The following is a 19,244-nucleotide window of genomic DNA, read 5'->3' as shown; positions in this document are numbered from 1 at the left end:
CAGTTACATCAACTAGAAAAATATGCTACTAACGAGTTTGATTACTGCAAAACACTGATAGAATGCGTATTTGTTGCATTTTCTATGTATCTCTGTTTAAATTTTGGTAACAATGTTAGTAGTTTGAATGTTTGAAACTTGCAATAATTTAGTCATTTCTGTGATTAACTTTTGCTTTTTAGTTAATCAAGTTAAAGTGAAAGTTAACTTATATTAATAACTTTTGAAGGAGGTGAAAAACATGAACAAGACAGATCTAGTCAATACTGTAGCTGAAAATGCTGATCTTTCAAAGAAGGATGCTTCTAAAGCTGTAGATTCAGTGTTTGAAGCAATTACTGATTCTTTAACAAAATCTGAAAAAGTACAACTTATCGGATTTGGTAACTTTGAGGTACGTGAGCGTTCTGCGCGTAAAGGTCGTAACCCTCAAACTGGTCAAGAGATTGATATTCCTGCAAGCAAAGTACCTGCGTTTAAACCAGGTAAAGCCCTTAAAGATGCAGTTAAATAATTGATACATAGGGCATTTAAAAGAGGGGGACAACCCCTCTTTTTTTAATGTAACGTCTTATTAACGATTTTTTAACTCAGTAGATTAGATAAAATAGAGGAAAAGTGCTAAAATACATAAAGAAGAGATATTCAACCTAATTTAGGTTTAAAAGGTGATTATATATGCAAACGCATTTTGAAAACATAAATAACTTTAAAAATGAGTTTCTGAAACGATATAAACACCCTTATATCGATGAAGCTTTGTATGATCAAGTATTTGTTGAAGGTTATATGTGGTATATATATCAACTTGTTGATCAGAAGGACCATATCATTGCTGATGCACTAGTCAATATGCAAGTATCGCTAAACGTTCACGACATAGTTGATCAATACTTTAATGAAAGTAGTTCTCAAGAAGAATTAAAAGATAATCAGCTCAAAGTTTTATTAGGCGATTATCACAGTTCTTTGTTTTATAAGTTACTTTCTAATGCGGGGTTAACGAACGCTCTCTATCATTTTTTACCGTACATAAAGAGAATCAATGAATATAAAGTAGACTTATTACATAAACAATTTTCGCCTAACGAGTGGGTTGAACAAGTAATTAATGTTTATTCACACTTATTTAATGGCATTGCTAAATATTATGAGGTTGAAAGCTATGAAGAAGAGTGGCTACCTGAAATAAAAAATAAAATCTTAAGTCTCCATAATTATTTACCGTGGTTTAATGATTTAGTAAACCATCAACAAAGTGAAATTAAACAAGTGATTGAACAACGTTAAATGTTTCTATAATACCCACTTTGATTATTTTGATAATGGTTCACCTTCGATTGGTGTCTAATAATAACCATGTGCTCACTGTCATAAATCTAATTATAAAAAGCGTAAGTAGGAGTAGAGAAATAGATGGATCCAAATACGAAATCAGAGAAAGTACATAACGTCTTTGAGAAAATATATAAAAGATATGACCGGATGAACTCCATCATTTCTTTTCAGCGTCATAAAGCATGGCGCAAAACTGTGATGAAACAAATGAACGTTGAGAAAGATTCACATTGCTTAGATGTTTGTTGTGGTACAGGGGATTGGACTTTAGCGTTAGCTGATGCTGTAGGGCCTAAAGGGAATGTCGTAGGGCTCGACTTTAGTCAAAACATGTTGTCAGTTGGGGAGGAAAAGAAACGGGAACAAAGTGCAGACCAGGTGACATTCGTACACGGTGATGCAATGTCTCTACCATATGAAGACAATAGTTTCGACTATGTAACAATCGGATTTGGTTTAAGGAATGTTCCAGACTATATGCAAGTGTTAAAAGAAATGTACCGTGTCGTTAAACCAGGTGGTCAAGTCGTCTGTCTTGAAACTTCACAGCCGACACTTCCTGTCTTTAAGCAATTATACTTCTTTTACTTTAAACATATCATGCCGTTGTTTGGAAAGATGTTCGCTAAAAGTTACGAAGAATATGCTTGGTTACATGAATCAACGAAAAACTTCCCTGGTAAAACGAAACTGAAATCGATGTTCTTTGAAGCAGGTTTTGATGATGTGAAAGTTAAGAGCTTCGCTTTAGGTGCAGCGGCTATGCACCTAGGAAAAAAGTAAACTGTTAAAAAGGTGAATTTGATGAAGTTGGCAACCACTATTAAGTATATGAACGATGATATTAATGAAATCGAAAATAAGATGAGACAGATTACCGGTAATGAACACACGATGATCTCAACAGCTTCCAATCATTTACTACAAGCTGGTGGTAAACGAATTAGGCCAATCTTTGTCTTATTATCGTCTCAGTTTGGTCAAGCCGATACAAAACAGGCCGTTAATGTAGCTGTTGCACTAGAGCTTATCCATATGGCTTCCTTAGTGCACGATGATGTCATTGATTTTGCAGATACAAGAAGAGGACATCCGACTGTTAATTATAAGTGGGATAATTTAACGGCTATGTATACAGGGGACTTTCTCTTTGCTAGAACATTAGAATTAGTCAAAGGTCAAAATGAACAACAAATACATGACGTCTTATCTGATACAATCCACCAAGTTTGTATAGGTGAGATTGAACAGTTGAGAGACAAATATGATATTGACCAAAGTTTATTTAATTACTTTAGAAGAATAAAGCGTAAAACAGCTTTATTAATTGCTACTAGTACAAGGTTAGGTGCTATAGCAGCTAATAGTGAACCAGAAGTCGTTGAACGTTTAGGTTTATATGGTTATTACATAGGTATGTCTTATCAAATTATTGACGATATTTTAGATTTTACATCGAATGAAAAAGATCTAGGTAAGCCTGTAGGAAGTGACTTATTAAACGGTAATTTAACCTTACCTACCATTTTAGCGTTTAACGATCAATCGATTTACGATCAAGTGAAGCAATTTTTCAATGACCCTAATGACTTAACAAAAGCAGAACAGGCTATTGAACGAATAAGAGAGTCTCATGCTATTGAAGAATCATTTCAATATAGTCAAACCTATTTAAGGAAAGCTCTACAACAGTTAGATGATTTACCAAACACTAAATCGAAGCGGACATTGCAAAAAATTGCTGGCTATTTAGGAAAACGTAAATTTTAAATTGTATTTTATCTTAAAATTTGATAAACTTTTTACGGTTTGAAACAAAATAATTTAAGAGGTGACAAGACAATGGAAAGAACTTTTATTATGGTTAAACCAGACGGTGTACAAAGAAATTTAGTAGGTGACATCGTATCTCGCTTCGAACAAAAAGGTTTCAAGCTTGTTGGCGCTAAACTAATGCAAATCCCTAACGAATTAGCGGAAGAGCATTACGGAGAGCATAAAGACAAGCCATTTTTCGGTGAGTTAACTAGCTTTATTACTTCTGGACCTGTATTTGCTATGGTTTGGGAAGGTGAAAACGTTATTGCAACAGCTCGTAAAATGATGGGTGCTACAAACCCTGCAGAATCAGATATCGGCACGATCCGTGGCGATTATGGTTTAACAGTTGGTAAAAACGTTATTCACGGTTCTGATTCACCTGAATCAGCTGAACGTGAAATCGGTCTTTTCTTTAGCGAAGGTGGTCTAGTTGACTACAATAAAGATGCTGACCAATGGGTTTACTAATATAAAAATTAATTGTATATACTTAAAGAGTTTTAACCAATCGTGATCTTATTGACACGGTTGGTTTTTTCTTTTACGGTTCTAAAATATTTGTTGGGGTAGCTGTACAATTTCACTTAAAAGTAGAGTGTCTTTTACCTGAACCGTTGGTATCAGGTGATCCGCTCTCGGTGGACGCTTTCCGCGGGCACGGCTCGAGCCTCCTCGGCCCAAAAAGCGGGGCCTGTGGGGTCTCGAGACTCGTGCTGTTCCCGCAGGAGTCGCCACCTTCGCTCCTCACCTGATACCAACTCTGTGCTTTAACCAGAAATACAAAAAAGCACGCTAACTCCTTATTTGTTATTCTTGTTTTATACCACTAAAACAAAACAAAAGGAGTTGCGTGCATTTGCATCATAACATGACATTACCAGGATTGGAAAGCTTTCAAGTCATTGGTACACGAGACGAAAATGGTTTCTATCACATATATGTTGAGCGCCCACGTGAGATGACACCTTGCCCTGACTGTCAAACATCACATTGTGATAAATCGGAACTACTCACTGACGATTACTTAATCAAAGAATGGTTCTGTGATTGGTTTGATCAGGTTAAGGATTTAGGGGCAAATCACTTAAAGGAGATTAAAGCAAACTTATACGGGTTTTACGATACCGTAAAACAATCGGAGATACCTGAGTTAAATCAAGCGATTAAGACGCTTTAAAATTGGCAGAAAGAGATATTGAATAGCTTTGGTTATAACTTACACAACGGTTACGTTGAAGGGCTAAATAACCAAACAAAGGTCATTAAGTGACAAGCATTTGGTTTTCAGCGCTTTGATCGATTGCGCCGAAAAGTATTATTACATCACCAGTATAAACACACATGGCATGAATAAGGAGTGCCCTTAACGGGCACCCCAACATTTGACTTAGAACCTCTTTTACATAGTGTATGTGTTTTCTATTTGTAATTTCTAGCATTAGACATAAGACCTATTATATAATAGATGTTATGATGGGAGAGGTATTATGAAGGATGATTACATAACGTTTATATCTAATATAAAGGAAAGAACCGGGATTGACTTAGCCTTATATAAAGAAAAACAAATGAAAAGAAGGTTGACGACGCTAAGAGATAAACGTGGTTTCGCCAATTTCAATGACTACTATCAGGCTTTAATACAAGACGAGCAATTATATTTTGAGTTTTTGGATCGAATGACAATTAATGTCTCAGAGTTTTATCGTAACTTTAATAGATGGGAAACATTCAGAACGAAGATTCTTCCTACATTAATGGAAGGTAAAGATCGATTGAAAGTTTGGAGTGCAGCTTGTTCAACTGGTGAAGAACCCTATACGATTGCGATGATTTTAAGTGATTATTTCCCACTGAGTGAAATAACAATCCACGCAACAGACATAGATGAACTGGCTATCCAGCGTGCGAAAGAAGGCGTTTATCCGGAAAGATCTTTAAAAGAAGTTCCACGTGACAAAAAAGAGAAGTACTTTCATAAAAAAGGCAATTTCTACTCGCTATCAGATGAAATTAAGAAATGTGTACAATTTAGTAAACATAATCTATTAGCTGACCGTTATCGTTCAAGTTACGATTTGATTGTCTGTCGAAATGTATTAATTTATTTCACAGAAGATGCGAAAAACCAAGTGTATGATTGGTTCTCACAATCACTTGTTGAAGGTGGGGTCTTGTTTGTCGGTAGTACAGAGCAAATTTTTAACCCACAAAGTTTTAACTTTGAAGTAGCTGAAACGTTTTTTTATGAAAAACAATAATTTAAGAGGTGTTTTGAAGTGCGATATTTAACAGCTGGAGAATCACATGGTAAACAGTTAACGACAATCGTAGAGGGTATACCGGCACAATTAAATTTACTTAAAGAAGATGTCAATGAGTCGCTCATACGCAGGCAGGGTGGATATGGAAGAGGCCGGCGTATGAAAATTGAAAAGGACCTAGTATCTATGTTAAGTGGTGTTAGACATGGTTACACGCTAGGGTCACCAATTACGCTTGCGATTACAAATGACGATTTTAAAAACTGGGAAGACATTATGGGTGAGGACCCAATTGATGAAGAACAACATATTAGGCGCCAAGTGACAAAACCTCGACCTGGGCATGCTGATTTAAATGGTGCTTTAAAATATAATCATCGTGATATGAGAAATGTATTAGAGCGTTCATCTGCCCGAGAAACGGCAGCACGTGTTGCAGCTGGGTCAATTGCTAAAAAGATATTAAAAGAACTAGATATTAATATTGTTGGCTATGTAAAAGAGATACATGGAATTAAAGCTAATGATCTACCTATGTCAGTTGAAGAGAAGATAAGGAAATCTAACGAGTCACCAGTACGTGTCATTGACGATTCAAAAGAAGAAGAAATGAAGTGCGCGATTGATCAAGCTAAACAAGATGGTGATTCGATTGGCGGTGTCGTGGAAGTAACGGTCGAAGGAGTACCAGCAGGCTTAGGTTCTTATGTTCAATTTGACCGAAAATTAGATTCCAAGATTGCTGGTGCTGTTGTCAGTATTAATGCTTTCAAAGGTGCTGAGTTTGGAATTGGGTTTGAAGCAGCTCGTACACGTGGTAGTGAGACACACGATGAAATCGGTTATGGCGAACAACGTGGCTATTATCGTAAAACGAATAATTTAGGTGGTTTTGAAGGTGGTATGACGACAGGAATGCCAATCGTTGTTAAAGGAGTAATGAAACCAATACCCACCCTTTATAAACCTTTAGAAAGTGTAGATATTAATTCGAAAGAACCGTTTCAAGCTAGCATTGAGCGTTCTGACAGTTGTGCTGTACCTGCAGCAGCTGTTGTTATGGAACATGTTGTCGCTTGGGAAGTTGCAAGTTCTATTATTGAACAATTCCCATCCGATTATATGGAGCAATTGAAGGAATCTGTTAATGAGTATAGAGAAAGGATTAGAACGTTTTAATGAAGGAGATTAATGTTAAAGCTTCTAAAAGTTATCGTATTTTAATCGGTTATAAAATTAGAAATGAGATTGGTCAATTGATTGAGCCATTTAAATTTAATAAAGTCGCGATTATTACAGATGTTAATGTTGCACAACACTATTTAAACGATGTTACAGCCGCTTTATCTCCACATGTTCCAACAGTCAGTTATGTCATACCAGCCGGAGAACACTCTAAGTCTATGGCTGAGTTTGAACGAATACAGCAGTTTTTACTAGCCGAGCAGTTGGATCGTAACTCCGCTGTATTAGCATTAGGTGGTGGTGTTGTTGGAGACTTAGCTGGGTTTGTCTCTTCAACATATATGAGAGGGATCGGCTTTATTCAAATGCCGTCCTCATTGTTAGCGCATGATAGTAGTGTTGGGGGTAAAGTTGCAATCAACTTATCGAATGTAAAAAATGTAATCGGTCAGTTTTATCAACCTGACCTTGTCATTTATGACCAAGAGATGTTAACAACATTGAGTGATCAAGAGTTTAGATCTGGTTTGGCTGAAGTGATTAAACATGGTTTGATTGACAATGTGTCTTTACTTAAAGAATTAATGAATAAATCGAAAGTATCTAGTCATGATTCAGATTTCGCTCATATTCTTGAGGCGTCTATTCATGTTAAGCGAGCAATTGTAGAACATGATGAACGTGAGTCTAGTATTAGGCAATACTTGAATTTCGGCCATACTTTAGGTCATGCGATTGAATCTGTTTATTCTACAAGCTTTGTAACGCATGGCGAGTCTGTTATGATTGGAATCTTATTTGACTTATATGTCTCTGATTTAGAGAATGAGAGTGACTCCCAATTACTTAATCAACGCTTAGTCGATTGGTTAACTACATTAGGGTATAAGTTGAACGTTACAAATTGGAAAGCTGAAGAATTGTTAACAGTCATGTTAGCTGATAAAAAGAATGACACCCAACAAATCGCACTTATTCTGTTGAGGGCATATGGACAACCTTATGTTAAACACTTTGATTATAAGCAAATTGAGACCTTATTAAACGGATTTGTTGAGTATATAACACAACATCCAAATGTAAAGAAGTTGTGTTAGAAGTGAGGAGGGGTTGTGTGACCGAACAATTTCACTACAAAAGGGCTTCAATTAGTGGAGTGGTAAGAGTACCAGGAGATAAATCGATCTCACATAGAGCAATTATGTTTGCATCACTTGCATATGGTGAGACTGTTATTGATCATTTTTTACACTCAGAAGACTGTCGAAGGACGATTGAAGCATTTAAATCTTTAGGTGTACATATTAGTGAATCTGGTAATCAAGTAAAAGTATTGGGAAGAGGCGTTGATTCATTTAGTCAGCCTGTCAGTGCTCTTGATATGGGTAATTCAGGAACGACAACTAGGCTTATGTTGGGGATACTGTCATCGTTACCATTTAAAGTCAATTTAACTGGTGATGATTCATTAAGTAAACGCCCAATGGGTAGAGTTATTAACCCACTTACAGAGATGGGAGCTGAATTTTCTTCTTTAAATGAAGAAAATAAGTTGCCACTAAGTGTAAATGGTGGTCATTTACAACCAATCACTTATCATTTACCAGTTGATAGTGCGCAAGTTAAGTCATCTATTTTACTAGCTGGCTTATTAATTAATGGAACGACAACGGTGATTGAGAATAACCCTACTAGAGACCATACCGAAAAAATGCTATCAGCTTTTGGTGGTTTAATTGAAATTAATGGTCAACAAATTAAAATTATCGGTAAGCAAACTTTAAAATCGGCGAAAATAACTGTACCAGGTGATATATCATCAGCTGCATTTTGGGTTGCCGCAGCTGTCATAACTCCAGGTAGTCATTTAGTACTAGAACAGGTTGGTGTTAATCCGACTCGTATGGGCTTTGTCGATGTGTTGAAACGGATGGGTGCTAAGATTACAGTTACGGTTGAACATTATATTGGAGATGAACCGGTTGGTACAATTGAAGCCTCATATTCTGAACTCGTACCAACAACAGTTACAGAGCGAGAGATACCTAGTATGGTTGATGAGGTTCCTCTATTAGCACTTGTTGCAACACAATCACAAGGTGAAATGAAAATTAACCACATTAAAGAATTGCGTTACAAAGAAACAGATCGGATTGAGGCAACTGTTAACATATTACAGAACCTTGGAGCAACGGTCAGTTCATCAGAAGATCAAATGGTAGTAAATGGGCCGACAGATTTAAAAGGTGGTTCTGTCCAATCTAAAAATGACCACCGTATGGCGATGATGGCAGTTATTGCTTCAATAATCAGTGATCAGCCTGTTACAATTGACCAAACTGATTGTATAAAAATCTCTTATCCAACATTTTTTGAAGATTTAAGATCAATCATAAAGGAAAACGAACTTTGAAAATAGAAAGGTGAATTTAAGGTATGGAAACAATTGGCGAAGCATTGAAACTTAAAGAGGAAGGAAAAATTAATGAAGCTGTGCAATTGTTAAAGAGTTATGTTGCAGAAGCTGAAGATGCAGAACGATTCGATATTGCACAATTACTTCAAGAATGGGGATTGTTGAATGATGCAAGAGATGTTTACGAGGACATGCTTCTGTTATACCCAGATGATGACCAAATAAGATTGCTGTTAGCCGAAATTTATACTGACTTAGGTGAAGACGAGTTGGTATTAGAAACTCTAGGAGAAATAAAAGAAGACTCAGATTTTTATACGACAGCCTTAGTACTATTAGCTGACTTTTATCAATCACAAGGTTTATTTGAGGTCGCTGAACAAAAGCTTAAGGAAGCCAAATCAATTGATTCGGAAGAACCAATTATTGATTTAGCATTGGCAGAGCTAGCGTTCTCTAATGGCGAATACCAAAAATCAATCCCTTTTTATAAAAAAGTAGATAAGGAAGCTCCGAGTATTGATGTTGTTAATATTAAAGAACGGTTAGCTGAAGCATTATCATCAGTTGGTGATTGGGAAGAGGCCCTTAATTACTTTGAATTAATTGAACTAGAAACACCTGATCAATTATTCAAATACGGTTACACAGCCTATCAAATTGAACGGTTTGATATTTGTACGAAAGTTTGGAATCAATTGATTGACCTAGACCCTGAGTATACGAGTGTTTATCCAATGTTAGCTAGAGCTTTTTATGAAGATGGTGCACTGCAGGAAGCATTTGATACAACGGTACAAGGTATTAATAAAGATGAACACAACAATGAACTATATTTATTAGCGGCTCAATATGCACTGAAGTTAAATAAGCAGGAAGAAGCGGTTACTTATTTGCAAGAAGCTTTAGCGATTGACCCTGCTTATGAAGATGGAGTAGAGTTACTGTTAAACATTTATTTTGAGAATGAGCAATACGAGCAAGCGAAAGATTTAGTTGATCAGCTGATGGGCTATGAAGGTTATCCTGTTGTTTTAAATTGGAGAGCAGCTCAAATTTATAATGAACTAGAGGAATTTGACCTTTCTAAAAGTCATTTTGAACAAGCAGCACTCACTTATAGCGAAGATCCAAATTTCTTAAAAGAATACGGTATGTTCTTAGTGGAGGAAGGGGATCTTCACAAGGCTTTAGATATATTGAATGCTTACTTAAAAGTCATCCCAGATGATGAAGAAGTTCGCGAGTTCATGTTAAGAATGAAAGAACAATAAGTAAGAGGGGGGACGATATGGAAATCTCACCATTACAGAAAAAAGCATTTATTGATTGGTTTTTAGATCAATATGACTTGCCTAAGCGTGAAATTGTATGGCTTTTCGATTATTTATTAAAGCGTGATGAGTTGTTAAATAACCTGCACTTTGTATTTGAGGCTCACCTCTGTCCGAGGAGTATGATTATATCTGTACAAGATGGTGAGGAAAGGCCATTTCGTTTTTACAAGGAGCACGTTGTTACCAATGAGGTTGAAAAGGCTTTCCATGATATTAGAATGAATCACGGGGAACCTTTATATGTAGAAATGAATTTCGCAGGGGTTAGAAATTCAGAAGAGTATATTTCTGTACTAGAGGATAATCCGTTTCTACCAGATGATTACTATTTGGAGGACTCTGACTACAAAGAAATTGATTTACTATTAAACTATGTAGAAAATGAACAATACATTTTGGAATTAAAATCTAAGATTGACGAAGCCTTAGATGAAGGTGATTTAAAAGCTTTTAACTTTTACAGTTCCTTACTAAATAATCAAACAGAGGATCAAAATAGGAGGTAGCTGATATGAAATGGATGCATCAAGATGTGCAGAATTATACTAAAGCTAAAGAGTATATTGATTCTGCAATCATGCCTTTAATTCCTTTCTCTTTTCAAGGTGATGATGAATTAAGTCAACTGGCTTACCAACATGAAGTCATGCAAATTCTTATGACTCAAATCGAAAAACAATTAAAAGGTCGAGTTTTTTTATTGCCTGTATATAATTACCTTAAACAAAACAAACTAGAAGATGAATATGAGCGTTTAGAAACAGTTGTTAACCATGTTAATGAGCAACCATTTAAACATATATTTTTGTTCACCTTTGATAAAAAGTGGCGAAAATACAGTTCAAAAATTGATGCAGAATTAATATGGTTACCAGCTCCTCAACAAGGTGATTTAAATCAAGTAGAAACCCAGCAATTAGTTCAATCACAAGTCAGTGAAATAGAAGACTTGATTAAAGAACAATGGGACGAGTAGAATTTATGACAATCTTGTAAAGAAATTGTGACATTTTTCTATTCAATCTGTTGTTTTTATTGACCGATGTTGAGGGATACGCTATCATTATATTGTCCTAATAAATATGTGAAAAAACCCTGTTCGTTGATCAGATGGATAGAGGGGGGAAAGACATGAGCGAAAAGAAAAACAATCAAGTCTCTCGTAGGCAGTTCTTAAACTACACGCTAACTGGTGTAGGCGGCTTCATGGGTGCGGCAGTTGTTGCACCAATGGTTGGTATGGCTGTCGATCCGTTATTACAGGCTGACGGTTCAGATGATTTTGAGTATGTAATGGATGTTGATGAAATTACTACCGAGCCACAACGTAAGACATTCTACATTGACCAACAAGACGGTTGGTATGATACAGAAGCTGAACGTGCTGCATGGATTTATCGAGACGAAAATGGAGACATCTTAGCACTATCTCCTATCTGTACTCACTTAGGTTGTGTTGTCGACTGGGAAACAGGTGACCATGATAATGAGTTCTTCTGTCCTTGTCACTATGGTCGTTATGACAAGAATGGGGTTAACATCCCTGGTACACCACCAGAAGGACCACTACATGCCTATGAGTATCGTATTGAAGACGGTCGATTATATCTAGGTAGAGCGAATCCACGAGAGGGGGCGTAATTGATGCTACAGAAGTTATATGACTGGGTTGATGAGCGGCTAGATATTACGCCTATTTGGCGCGATATCGCTGACCACGAAGTACCTGAACACGTAAACCCAGCCCACCACTTTTCAGCATTTGTATATTGCTTTGGTGGTTTGACATTTTTTGTTACAGTAATTCAAGTATTATCAGGTATGTTTTTAACAATGTACTATGTTCCAGATATTGAGAATGCGTGGCATTCAGTTCAGTATCTACAATCACAAGTGGCACATGGACAGATTGTTCGCGGTATGCACCACTGGGGAGCTAGTGTCGTAATTGTAATGATTTTCTTACATACGTTACGCGTGTTTTTCCAAGGGGCTTATAAGAAACCACGTGAATTAAACTGGATTGTTGGTGTGTTACTATTCTTCGTAATGTTTGGACTAGGGTTTACTGGATACCTATTACCATGGGATAACAAAGCATTCTTCGCAACTCAAGTAGGTCTTGAAATTGCAGAGAGTGTTCCTGTAATTGGTACGGATATTAAGACGTTACTTGCAGGCGATCCAGATATTGTCGGTGCACAGACCCTAACTAGATTCTTTGCGATTCATGTATTCTTCTTACCAGCAGCTCTATTTGGGCTAATGGCATTACACTTTATTATGATTCGTCGTCAAGGAATCTCAGGTCCACTATAAGAAGAAATCTGATGATAAGGAGGGAACACTGTGCATAGAGGAAAAGGAATGAAATTTGTCGGAGACTCACGTGTCCAAGACAAAGAACAACGTAATACAATTCCAAAAGATTACTCTGAGTATCCTGGTAGAACGGAAGCCTTTTGGCCGAACTATTTATTAAAAGAATGGTTAGTAGGTGCAGTATTCTTAATCGGGTTTTTATGTTATGTTGCTGCAACTCCAGTGTCATTAGAGCAGCAAGCAGATCCTAACAATGCTGCATATATTCCTTTACCAGACTGGTACTTCTTGTTTTTATATGAATTGTTAAAGTTTGAGTTTGCAGCCGCGGAATATATTATAATTGGTACAGTCGGTATTCCAGGCTTAGCGTTTGGTGCCTTATTATTAGCACCATTTTTAGATACAAAACCAGGTCGTCGTCCATCTCAGCGACCAATTGCAACTGGTATGATGTTAATCGGTGTACTTGCGACAATTTGGTTAACTTATGAGTCAGTTGTAGCGGTTGATTGGGATACGCGTGAAGAGTATTCAGTAGATAATATGGTAGAGCATGAAGTTGATGAGACCCACCCAGGGTATGAGGTTTATTCTCAAAACTGTATGAGTTGTCATGGTGGATCATTAGAAGGTGAACCAGGTTTAGGTCCAGATCTTCTTGATTTACCACATACAGCAGATACTATTGCTGAAATCTCAGTAGAAGGTATTGGTGACATGCCAGCTGGTATGTTTGAAGGAACGGATGAAGAGCTAGAACATTTAGCTAACTTTATTGTTGAAAACACTGACACTGATGACGGTGAAGGTGAAGACGAAGATACAGAAGAATAAATGACAAAAAAAGCTGGCTTATTATAAGTCAGCTTTTTGTATACATATGACGAAATTAATAGGGGTAGTAGCATGATATATTTATTGATGGATCGACGCATTCTTGTATTGTTATTAATTATTAATACTTTAGGAACAATTTATGGTTTCTATTGGTATCGTTATCAATTAGAAATAACGCCTACGATTTTTATCCCGTTTGTGCCAGATAGTCCTACTGCTTCATTATTTTTTGTATTTGTTTTAATTGGCTTACTTCTTAATAAAAACTTTAAATACATGGAAGCCTTAGCTATGCTCACGCTGTTCAAGTATGGAACGTGGGCGGTCGTCATGAATATTTTAACGTTTATTCACGGTCAACCAGTTTCATTAATGGCCATGATGTTGATTGTGTCTCACGGTGCGATGGCAGTTCAAGCTCTTTTATACTCACCATTTTTTAAAATTGAAATGCGACATTTAGTTGTCGCTAGTATTTGGACATTACATAATGATGTCATTGATTATGTGTATGGACATATGCCGATGTATCCAACGTTGTCTCAATTTGAAGAACATATCGGTTATTTCACGTTTTGGCTAAGTTTATTATCGATCACACTAGTATACCTTTTAGTTGTAAGAAGAACACGTTCTAACCAATTAGCATAAGCATATAATAAATATGAGTTAAAGGGGCTATTCAATATGGGTTTAAGTGTGTTGATCATACTTTTCATCCCTTTATATGCTTTAGCTATTGTTGTTGATATGAGTGAGATTATTTTTACGATTACGCTAGTGACTTCCATTATTATGGCAACATTATTTTATGTCGGTTGGAAAAAATATAAAGAAGACAAAGTACAAAGCAAAGAAATTGACGACTAAAATTTGTTTGACTAAAATTGACTATAGAGAAATTAAACGTGATGGAGGGAAGCCGATATGAGCATGGGGACTTTTTTAATTTACTTTGCGATTTTATTAATTCTACCGCTTTGGGCACAAAGTAAAGTTAAAAACACCTACAAAAAGCATATGAAAATCGCTGTTTCATCTGGTATGACTGGAAGAGAAGTTGCACAGAAACTTTTACAAGAAAATGGTTTATATGACGTCAAAATAGAAGAAACGAAAGGCTTTCTTTCTGATCATTATGATCCAAGTAAAAAGGTTGTTCGATTATCATCACACAATTACCATGAGCCATCACAATCAGCTGCAGCGGTTGCAGCTCACGAAGTTGGACATGCTATTCAAGATGCAGAAGGATATGCATTTTTACGTTTTAGACATGCCTTAGTACCGATTGCGAGCTTCGGTTCAAACGCATCGTTCTTCTTCATTATTGCTGGTATACTATTTGGTGCAATGCAAATGTTCTTAGTTGGTATTATCTTTATGGCGTTTGCTGTACTGTTCCAACTTGTAACACTACCAGTTGAATTTGATGCTTCTAATCGAGCGATGGGTCAGATGGTCGGTTCTGGTATTATTGGAAGTGCAGAACATCGTGAGACTAAGAAAGTATTAGATGCTGCGGCATGGACTTATGTTGCCGGTGCAGTCGTCGCGTTAATGGAGCTAATACGCTTCATATTTATGTTCTTGCATATGAATGATTAACATGCAATTTTAGAAAGCTATGTAGCTAAAAGATGATCCCAATACTGTTTTGGGATCATCTTTTTTATGGCTATAAAGTCATGCTATGTTCATATGCACGCAACTCCTTTTGTTTTGATAGTATAAAACAAGGATAACAAATAGGGAGTTAGCGTGTTTTTTGTATTTCTGGTTAAAGCACAGAGTTTGTATCAGGTGAGGAGCGAAGGTGGCGACTCCTTCGGGAACAGCACGAGTCTCGAGACCCCACAGGCCCCGCTTTTTGGGCCGAGGAGGCTCGAGCCGTGCCCGCGGAAAGCGTCCACCGAGAGCGGATCACCTGATACAAACGGAACAGTAAAAGGCACCCTAAAAAGCTTAAACTTAAACTAATCAATCGGTTTTTTGTTTTCATCTAATGTAAATCCTTCACCTAACACATCATGTACCGTGGAAACTGAAACAAAAGCATGTGGGTCAATTTCGTGAATTATATTTTTTAACTTTACAATTTCATTTTTACCGACAACACAATACAAAACTTGACGGTCTTTGCCAGTATAATACCCCTTTCCGTTAAGAATAGTAACCCCGCGATCCATTTGATTAGTTATTCCTTCCGCAAGACTTTCACTATAATCAGAGATGATCGTTGCTCCTCTTGCAGCATAGGCACCTTCTTGAATGAAGTCTATAATTCTTGCCCCGATAAACACAGCTACTAATGTATACATTCCTTCAACTTCATTTAAGTAAAAGACAACAGATGCAATAATGACGATCGCATCAAACAAGAACATCGTTCGCCCCATACTCCAGCCGATGTATTTATGGACAAGTCTTGCGATAATGTCGACACCACCTGTTGTACCTCCGAATCTAAAGATAATCCCTAAACCGACACCAATAAATGTTCCGGCGAATAAAGCGGCTAATGTCATGTCATCTTGTAAAGAGAAAGCTGGATAAGCTTGAAATACCCATAAAAAAATCGATACAGCAACAGTACCAATAACGGTATATATAAATGTAATTCTACCTAATAACTTTAACCCGACAAAGAAAACAGGGATGTTTAAAATTAAGTTCATAATTCCAGGATCCCAAGAAAATAAAAAGTATAATAGCAAAGTAATTCCTGTAAATCCACCTTCTGATAAGTTGTTTTGCATATTAAAATTTACAATACCAAAAGAGAAAATGGCAGCTCCGATTAATATAAATAGAATGTTCTTCGTTTTAATGCCGTGTAACATAATAACCCTCCGTCTACTGTAATCACTCAAATTATTATATCCAATATTAGCCAACTCATCAATTTGCTCTAGTAACTGAGCATTTCATTAGCAGGATAAAGAAAAAAGTGAAAAAATTAAAATTAATAATTTGTCAAATTCTTATTTGTTAGCTAACATTATGTTAGATTATATAGAGGAAGTGATTTCAAGTGACACAGCAACATACTGCAGAAGACATGCAAAAACGCGTTCATGCATTTATTAGTCAATTTGAAGAAGGCTATTTCTCACCTTTGTCTATGATGGCACGTTTGACAGAAGAAATGGGTGAGTTAGCCCGAGAAGTGAATCATTACTATGGAGAGAAACCGAAAAAATCGTCTGAAGAAGATAAAAAACTTGAAGAAGAGCTTGGTGACTTACTATTTGTGATCATTACAATGGCTAACTCTTTAGATATTGATTTAAACGAAGCATTTGATATAAGTATGTCAAAAATAGAAGAAAGAGATCAAAATCGCTGGACTAAAAAGGAGAATGAATCATGACAGAAACAATCAACATTATTTTAGCAGGCCCAAGAGGTAAAATGGGGACAGAAGCATTAAAACTAATTGAAAGAACAGACCATTTTAACTTAGTCGGTTGTATTGATCGAAAGCATAATGGATTGTCGGTAAAGGATATAGAAAGCTTACCGAATCTTGATGCTCCTATATATACTGAATCAAGTGAGGCGTTTGACGAGTTAAATGCTGATGTTTTAATTGATTTAACAAATCCAGAGGTTGGCTACCATAACACTCATTTAGCATTGTTACATCATGTTAGACCGGTTGTAGGTACGTCTGGGTTTTCAGAAGAGCAATTAACGACTTTGAAGCAGTTAAGTGATGAAAATCAAACAGGTATTGTGATCGCACCTAACTTCGCAATGGGAGCTGTTTTAATGATGCGCTTTTCGCAAATGGCAGCAAAATATTTCCCTAATGTTGAAATTATTGAAAAGCACCATGACCAAAAGCTAGACGCGCCATCTGGTACAGCTGTTAAGACAGCTCAAATGATTCAAGAAGTAAGACAAACTGAACAACAAGGTCATCCAGAGGAAAAAGAAACAATTGAAGGAGCTCGTGGGGCTGAGTACGATGGATTCAGAATTCATAGTGTTCGTTTACCTGGATACATCGCTGAACAAGAAGTAACGTTTGGACAAACAGGTCAAACTTTAAAAATTACTCATAGTTCAATGGATCGTTACTCATTCATGAGTGGAGTCCAATTTGCTGTCGAGCAAGTAATAGAAATGGATGATTATGTATACGGTTTAGAAAATTTAATGGAATAGTAGGTGAGATTAATGAAAATTGCACTCATAGCGCACGACCATAGAAAGCAAAGTTTAATAAATTTTATTACGGCATATAAACCTATCTTCCAACAACACGAACTATTTGCAACAGGCACTACAGGAAAGCGAATTATGGACGAGGTTGGTCTTGAAGTGACAAGGTTACAATCAGGCCCATTAGGCGGCGATCAACAAATTGGTGCTAAGATTGCAGAAGATGACTTAGATTTAGTTGTTTTCTTCCGAGATCCACTAACAGCTCAACCACATGAACCTGATGTAACGGCACTGCTAAGATTGTGTGACGTCTATAGAATACCTGTTGCAACGAATGAAGCTACTGCGGAGATTATTATTCGTGGACTAAATAGCGGGTGGTTAGAATGGCGTACAATTAAAGAGTCGGTAGGTATATATAATGAGTAAACGAATCGGGATCGTTTGTTATCCGACAGTTGGTGGTTCAGGTGTTGTAGCTACTGAATTAGGCATTTTTTTAGCCGAACAACAATATGAGGTTCATTTCATTTCCACAACGATGCCGTTTAGACTTAAGCGTCTTTATCCGAATATATACTTTCATGAAGTAGAAGTAGCGAATTATCCCGTTTTTAAACATCCACCTTATGATTTGTCACTCGCTAACAAAATTGCTGAAGTTGTTGACCGTGAGCAATTGGATATAATCCATGCCCATTATGCGGTCCCACATGCAATTTGTTCATTGTTTGCTAAGCAAATGGCGAAGCGTGATGTTAAAATCGTGACAACTTTACATGGGACTGATATAACGGTGTTAGGTATTGATGACAGTTTGCAAAACATGATTCGTTTTGCGATTGAAGAATCAGACGCTGTTACTGCCGTTTCAGAAAGTTTAAAAACACAAACACAACAAGTGTTTGAAACCGATACAGATATACAAGTTGTTCATAATTTTATTGACTTGCAAGAACGAATACCAGCTTATGATGAAGATTTGAAACGACGTCTAGGCATCAATATGGATGAAAAAGTTGTTATTCATATTTCTAACTTCAGGAAAGTTAAGCGGGTTGATCAAGTTGTTGAAGCTTTTAGTAAAGTAAGGGAACACGTTCAATCTACACTGCTTTTAGTTGGTGATGGACCTGAGTACAGTAAAGTAAGACAAAAAGTAATTGATTTACAATTGCAAGATGACGTGATCTTTTTAGGAAGACAAGACAATATTCAAGATCTATTGAAGATTAGTGATGTTAAGTTATTGTTATCAGAAAAAGAAAGCTTCGGACTTGTATTATTAGAAGCAATGAGCCAAGGAGTTCCTTGTGTTGGAACTAAAGTTGGCGGAATACCAGAAGTGATTGATGATGGAGTAAATGGCTATATTTGTCCGTTAGGTGACTTAGATTGCGTGTCAGATAAAGTGGTAAATTTATTAACTGATGAAAGTTTATGGAACAAGCTCTCAAGTCAGTCAAAAGAAATTGTGGAGCAGCAGTTTCAAACAGAACAAATTGTAAAACAGTATGAATCAGTTTATGATCGCGTACTAGAATAGGA

Annotated in this window: 24 protein-coding genes and 1 pseudogene; 24 read left to right on the top strand and 1 reads right to left on the bottom strand. The window is 36.6% G+C overall.

Features of this window, described 5'->3' with window-relative positions:
- Nucleotides 1-241 precede the first annotated feature (241 nt).
- From hbs to J2R98_RS03195, 20 genes and pseudogenes are all read left to right on the top strand, one after another.
- Nucleotides 242-514, top strand: a complete 273-nt coding sequence (gene hbs / locus J2R98_RS03290; protein WP_307066088.1) for a non-specific DNA-binding protein Hbs — start codon at nucleotides 242-244, stop codon at nucleotides 512-514.
- Between the two features lie 164 nt (nucleotides 515-678).
- Nucleotides 679-1,290 (top strand): heptaprenyl diphosphate synthase component 1, encoded by a 612-nt coding sequence (locus tag J2R98_RS03285; protein WP_307066086.1) that lies wholly within the window; start codon nucleotides 679-681, stop codon nucleotides 1,288-1,290.
- Nucleotides 1,291-1,416: 126 nt separating this feature from the next.
- Nucleotides 1,417-2,121 carry a demethylmenaquinone methyltransferase gene (locus J2R98_RS03280; protein ID WP_307066084.1) on the top strand — a complete coding sequence of 235 codons (705 nt, stop codon included), beginning with the start codon at nucleotides 1,417-1,419 and terminating at the stop codon, nucleotides 2,119-2,121.
- A gap of 21 nt (nucleotides 2,122-2,142) precedes the next feature.
- A complete protein-coding gene (locus J2R98_RS03275; protein ID WP_307066081.1) occupies nucleotides 2,143-3,108 on the top strand; it encodes a polyprenyl synthetase family protein in 966 nt (321 codons plus the stop codon).
- Nucleotides 3,109-3,180: 72 nt separating this feature from the next.
- On the top strand, nucleotides 3,181-3,627 hold the full coding sequence (gene ndk / locus J2R98_RS03270; protein WP_307066079.1) for a nucleoside-diphosphate kinase: 447 nt from the start codon (nucleotides 3,181-3,183) through the stop codon (nucleotides 3,625-3,627).
- Between the two features lie 388 nt (nucleotides 3,628-4,015).
- Nucleotides 4,016-4,336, top strand: a complete 321-nt coding sequence (locus J2R98_RS03265; protein WP_307066078.1) for a hypothetical protein — start codon at nucleotides 4,016-4,018, stop codon at nucleotides 4,334-4,336.
- Nucleotides 4,337-4,348: 12 nt separating this feature from the next.
- Nucleotides 4,349-4,429: pseudogene (locus tag J2R98_RS03260) on the top strand (transposase); the annotation flags it as partial.
- Nucleotides 4,430-4,646: 217 nt separating this feature from the next.
- A complete protein-coding gene (locus tag J2R98_RS03255) occupies nucleotides 4,647-5,420 on the top strand; it encodes a CheR family methyltransferase (RefSeq protein ID WP_307066076.1) in 774 nt (257 codons plus the stop codon).
- Nucleotides 5,421-5,438: 18 nt separating this feature from the next.
- Nucleotides 5,439-6,602 carry a chorismate synthase gene (gene aroC / locus J2R98_RS03250; RefSeq protein WP_307066074.1) on the top strand — a complete coding sequence of 388 codons (1,164 nt, stop codon included), beginning with the start codon at nucleotides 5,439-5,441 and terminating at the stop codon, nucleotides 6,600-6,602.
- Nucleotides 6,602-7,705, top strand: a complete 1,104-nt coding sequence (gene aroB / locus J2R98_RS03245) for a 3-dehydroquinate synthase (RefSeq protein ID WP_307066072.1) — start codon at nucleotides 6,602-6,604, stop codon at nucleotides 7,703-7,705. The genes aroC and aroB overlap by 1 nt, the downstream gene beginning before the upstream one ends.
- 17 nt (nucleotides 7,706-7,722) lie before the next feature.
- The gene (gene aroA, locus J2R98_RS03240) at nucleotides 7,723-9,021 is read left to right on the top strand and encodes a 3-phosphoshikimate 1-carboxyvinyltransferase (RefSeq protein WP_307066070.1); all 1,299 of its coding nucleotides are present in this window, start codon (nucleotides 7,723-7,725) and stop codon (nucleotides 9,019-9,021) included.
- A gap of 23 nt (nucleotides 9,022-9,044) precedes the next feature.
- Nucleotides 9,045-10,298, top strand: a complete 1,254-nt coding sequence (locus tag J2R98_RS03235; RefSeq protein ID WP_307066069.1) for a tetratricopeptide repeat protein — start codon at nucleotides 9,045-9,047, stop codon at nucleotides 10,296-10,298.
- Nucleotides 10,299-10,315: 17 nt separating this feature from the next.
- Nucleotides 10,316-10,867: a ReoY family proteolytic degradation factor gene (locus J2R98_RS03230; RefSeq protein ID WP_307066067.1), complete on the top strand. Its 552-nt coding sequence runs from the start codon at nucleotides 10,316-10,318 to the stop codon at nucleotides 10,865-10,867.
- Between the two features lie 5 nt (nucleotides 10,868-10,872).
- On the top strand, nucleotides 10,873-11,337 hold the full coding sequence (locus tag J2R98_RS03225) for a DUF2487 family protein (RefSeq protein ID WP_307066065.1): 465 nt from the start codon (nucleotides 10,873-10,875) through the stop codon (nucleotides 11,335-11,337).
- A gap of 155 nt (nucleotides 11,338-11,492) precedes the next feature.
- Nucleotides 11,493-12,002 carry a Rieske (2Fe-2S) protein gene (locus tag J2R98_RS03220; RefSeq protein WP_307066063.1) on the top strand — a complete coding sequence of 170 codons (510 nt, stop codon included), beginning with the start codon at nucleotides 11,493-11,495 and terminating at the stop codon, nucleotides 12,000-12,002.
- Nucleotides 12,003-12,005: 3 nt separating this feature from the next.
- Entirely contained in the window at nucleotides 12,006-12,680 is a 675-nt protein-coding gene (qcrB, locus tag J2R98_RS03215; protein ID WP_146814835.1) for a menaquinol-cytochrome c reductase cytochrome b subunit, read from the top strand.
- Nucleotides 12,681-12,710: 30 nt separating this feature from the next.
- Nucleotides 12,711-13,520 (top strand): menaquinol-cytochrome c reductase cytochrome b/c subunit, encoded by an 810-nt coding sequence (locus J2R98_RS03210; RefSeq protein WP_307066060.1) that lies wholly within the window; start codon nucleotides 12,711-12,713, stop codon nucleotides 13,518-13,520.
- 72 nt (nucleotides 13,521-13,592) lie between these two features.
- Nucleotides 13,593-14,174, top strand: a complete 582-nt coding sequence (lhaT, locus tag J2R98_RS03205) for a lipoprotein heptaprenylglyceryl N-acetyltransferase LhaT (protein ID WP_307066058.1) — start codon at nucleotides 13,593-13,595, stop codon at nucleotides 14,172-14,174.
- A 36-nt stretch (nucleotides 14,175-14,210) separates the two neighbouring features.
- Nucleotides 14,211-14,393, top strand: a complete 183-nt coding sequence (locus J2R98_RS03200) for a sporulation protein YpjB (RefSeq protein ID WP_307066056.1) — start codon at nucleotides 14,211-14,213, stop codon at nucleotides 14,391-14,393.
- Between the two features lie 57 nt (nucleotides 14,394-14,450).
- Nucleotides 14,451-15,131 (top strand): zinc metallopeptidase, encoded by a 681-nt coding sequence (locus J2R98_RS03195; protein WP_370871922.1) that lies wholly within the window; start codon nucleotides 14,451-14,453, stop codon nucleotides 15,129-15,131.
- Between the two features lie 368 nt (nucleotides 15,132-15,499).
- Here the strand turns inward: J2R98_RS03195 and J2R98_RS03190 are convergent, their stop codons facing one another.
- On the bottom strand, nucleotides 15,500-16,366 hold the full coding sequence (locus J2R98_RS03190; protein WP_307066054.1) for a YitT family protein: 867 nt from the start codon (nucleotides 16,364-16,366) through the stop codon (nucleotides 15,500-15,502).
- A gap of 218 nt (nucleotides 16,367-16,584) precedes the next feature.
- Between J2R98_RS03190 and J2R98_RS03185 the strand changes: the two genes are divergently transcribed.
- Genes J2R98_RS03185 through bshA form a run of 4 tightly spaced genes read left to right on the top strand, consistent with a single transcriptional unit; the run spans nucleotide 16,585 to nucleotide 19,242 of the window.
- Complete coding sequence (locus J2R98_RS03185) at nucleotides 16,585-16,896, top strand: nucleotide pyrophosphohydrolase (RefSeq protein ID WP_370871940.1); 312 nt, start codon at nucleotides 16,585-16,587, stop codon at nucleotides 16,894-16,896.
- Nucleotides 16,893-17,696, top strand: coding sequence for a 4-hydroxy-tetrahydrodipicolinate reductase (gene dapB / locus J2R98_RS03180; protein WP_307066052.1), 804 nt, complete (start codon nucleotides 16,893-16,895; stop codon nucleotides 17,694-17,696). The genes J2R98_RS03185 and dapB overlap by 4 nt, the downstream gene beginning before the upstream one ends.
- Nucleotides 17,697-17,708: 12 nt before the next feature.
- The gene (gene mgsA / locus J2R98_RS03175; RefSeq protein WP_307066050.1) at nucleotides 17,709-18,125 is read left to right on the top strand and encodes a methylglyoxal synthase; all 417 of its coding nucleotides are present in this window, start codon (nucleotides 17,709-17,711) and stop codon (nucleotides 18,123-18,125) included.
- Entirely contained in the window at nucleotides 18,118-19,242 is a 1,125-nt protein-coding gene (gene bshA, locus J2R98_RS03170) for an N-acetyl-alpha-D-glucosaminyl L-malate synthase BshA (protein ID WP_307066048.1), read from the top strand. The genes mgsA and bshA overlap by 8 nt, the downstream gene beginning before the upstream one ends.
- Nucleotides 19,243-19,244: the final 2 nt, after the last annotated feature.

This window comes from Alkalibacillus filiformis (assembly GCF_030814115.1).
GTDB lineage: Bacteria > Bacillota > Bacilli > Bacillales > Alkalibacillaceae > Alkalibacillus > Alkalibacillus filiformis.
The sequence above is the reverse complement of the archived record's forward strand: the minus strand, read 5'-3'. Positions and strand labels throughout refer to the sequence as shown.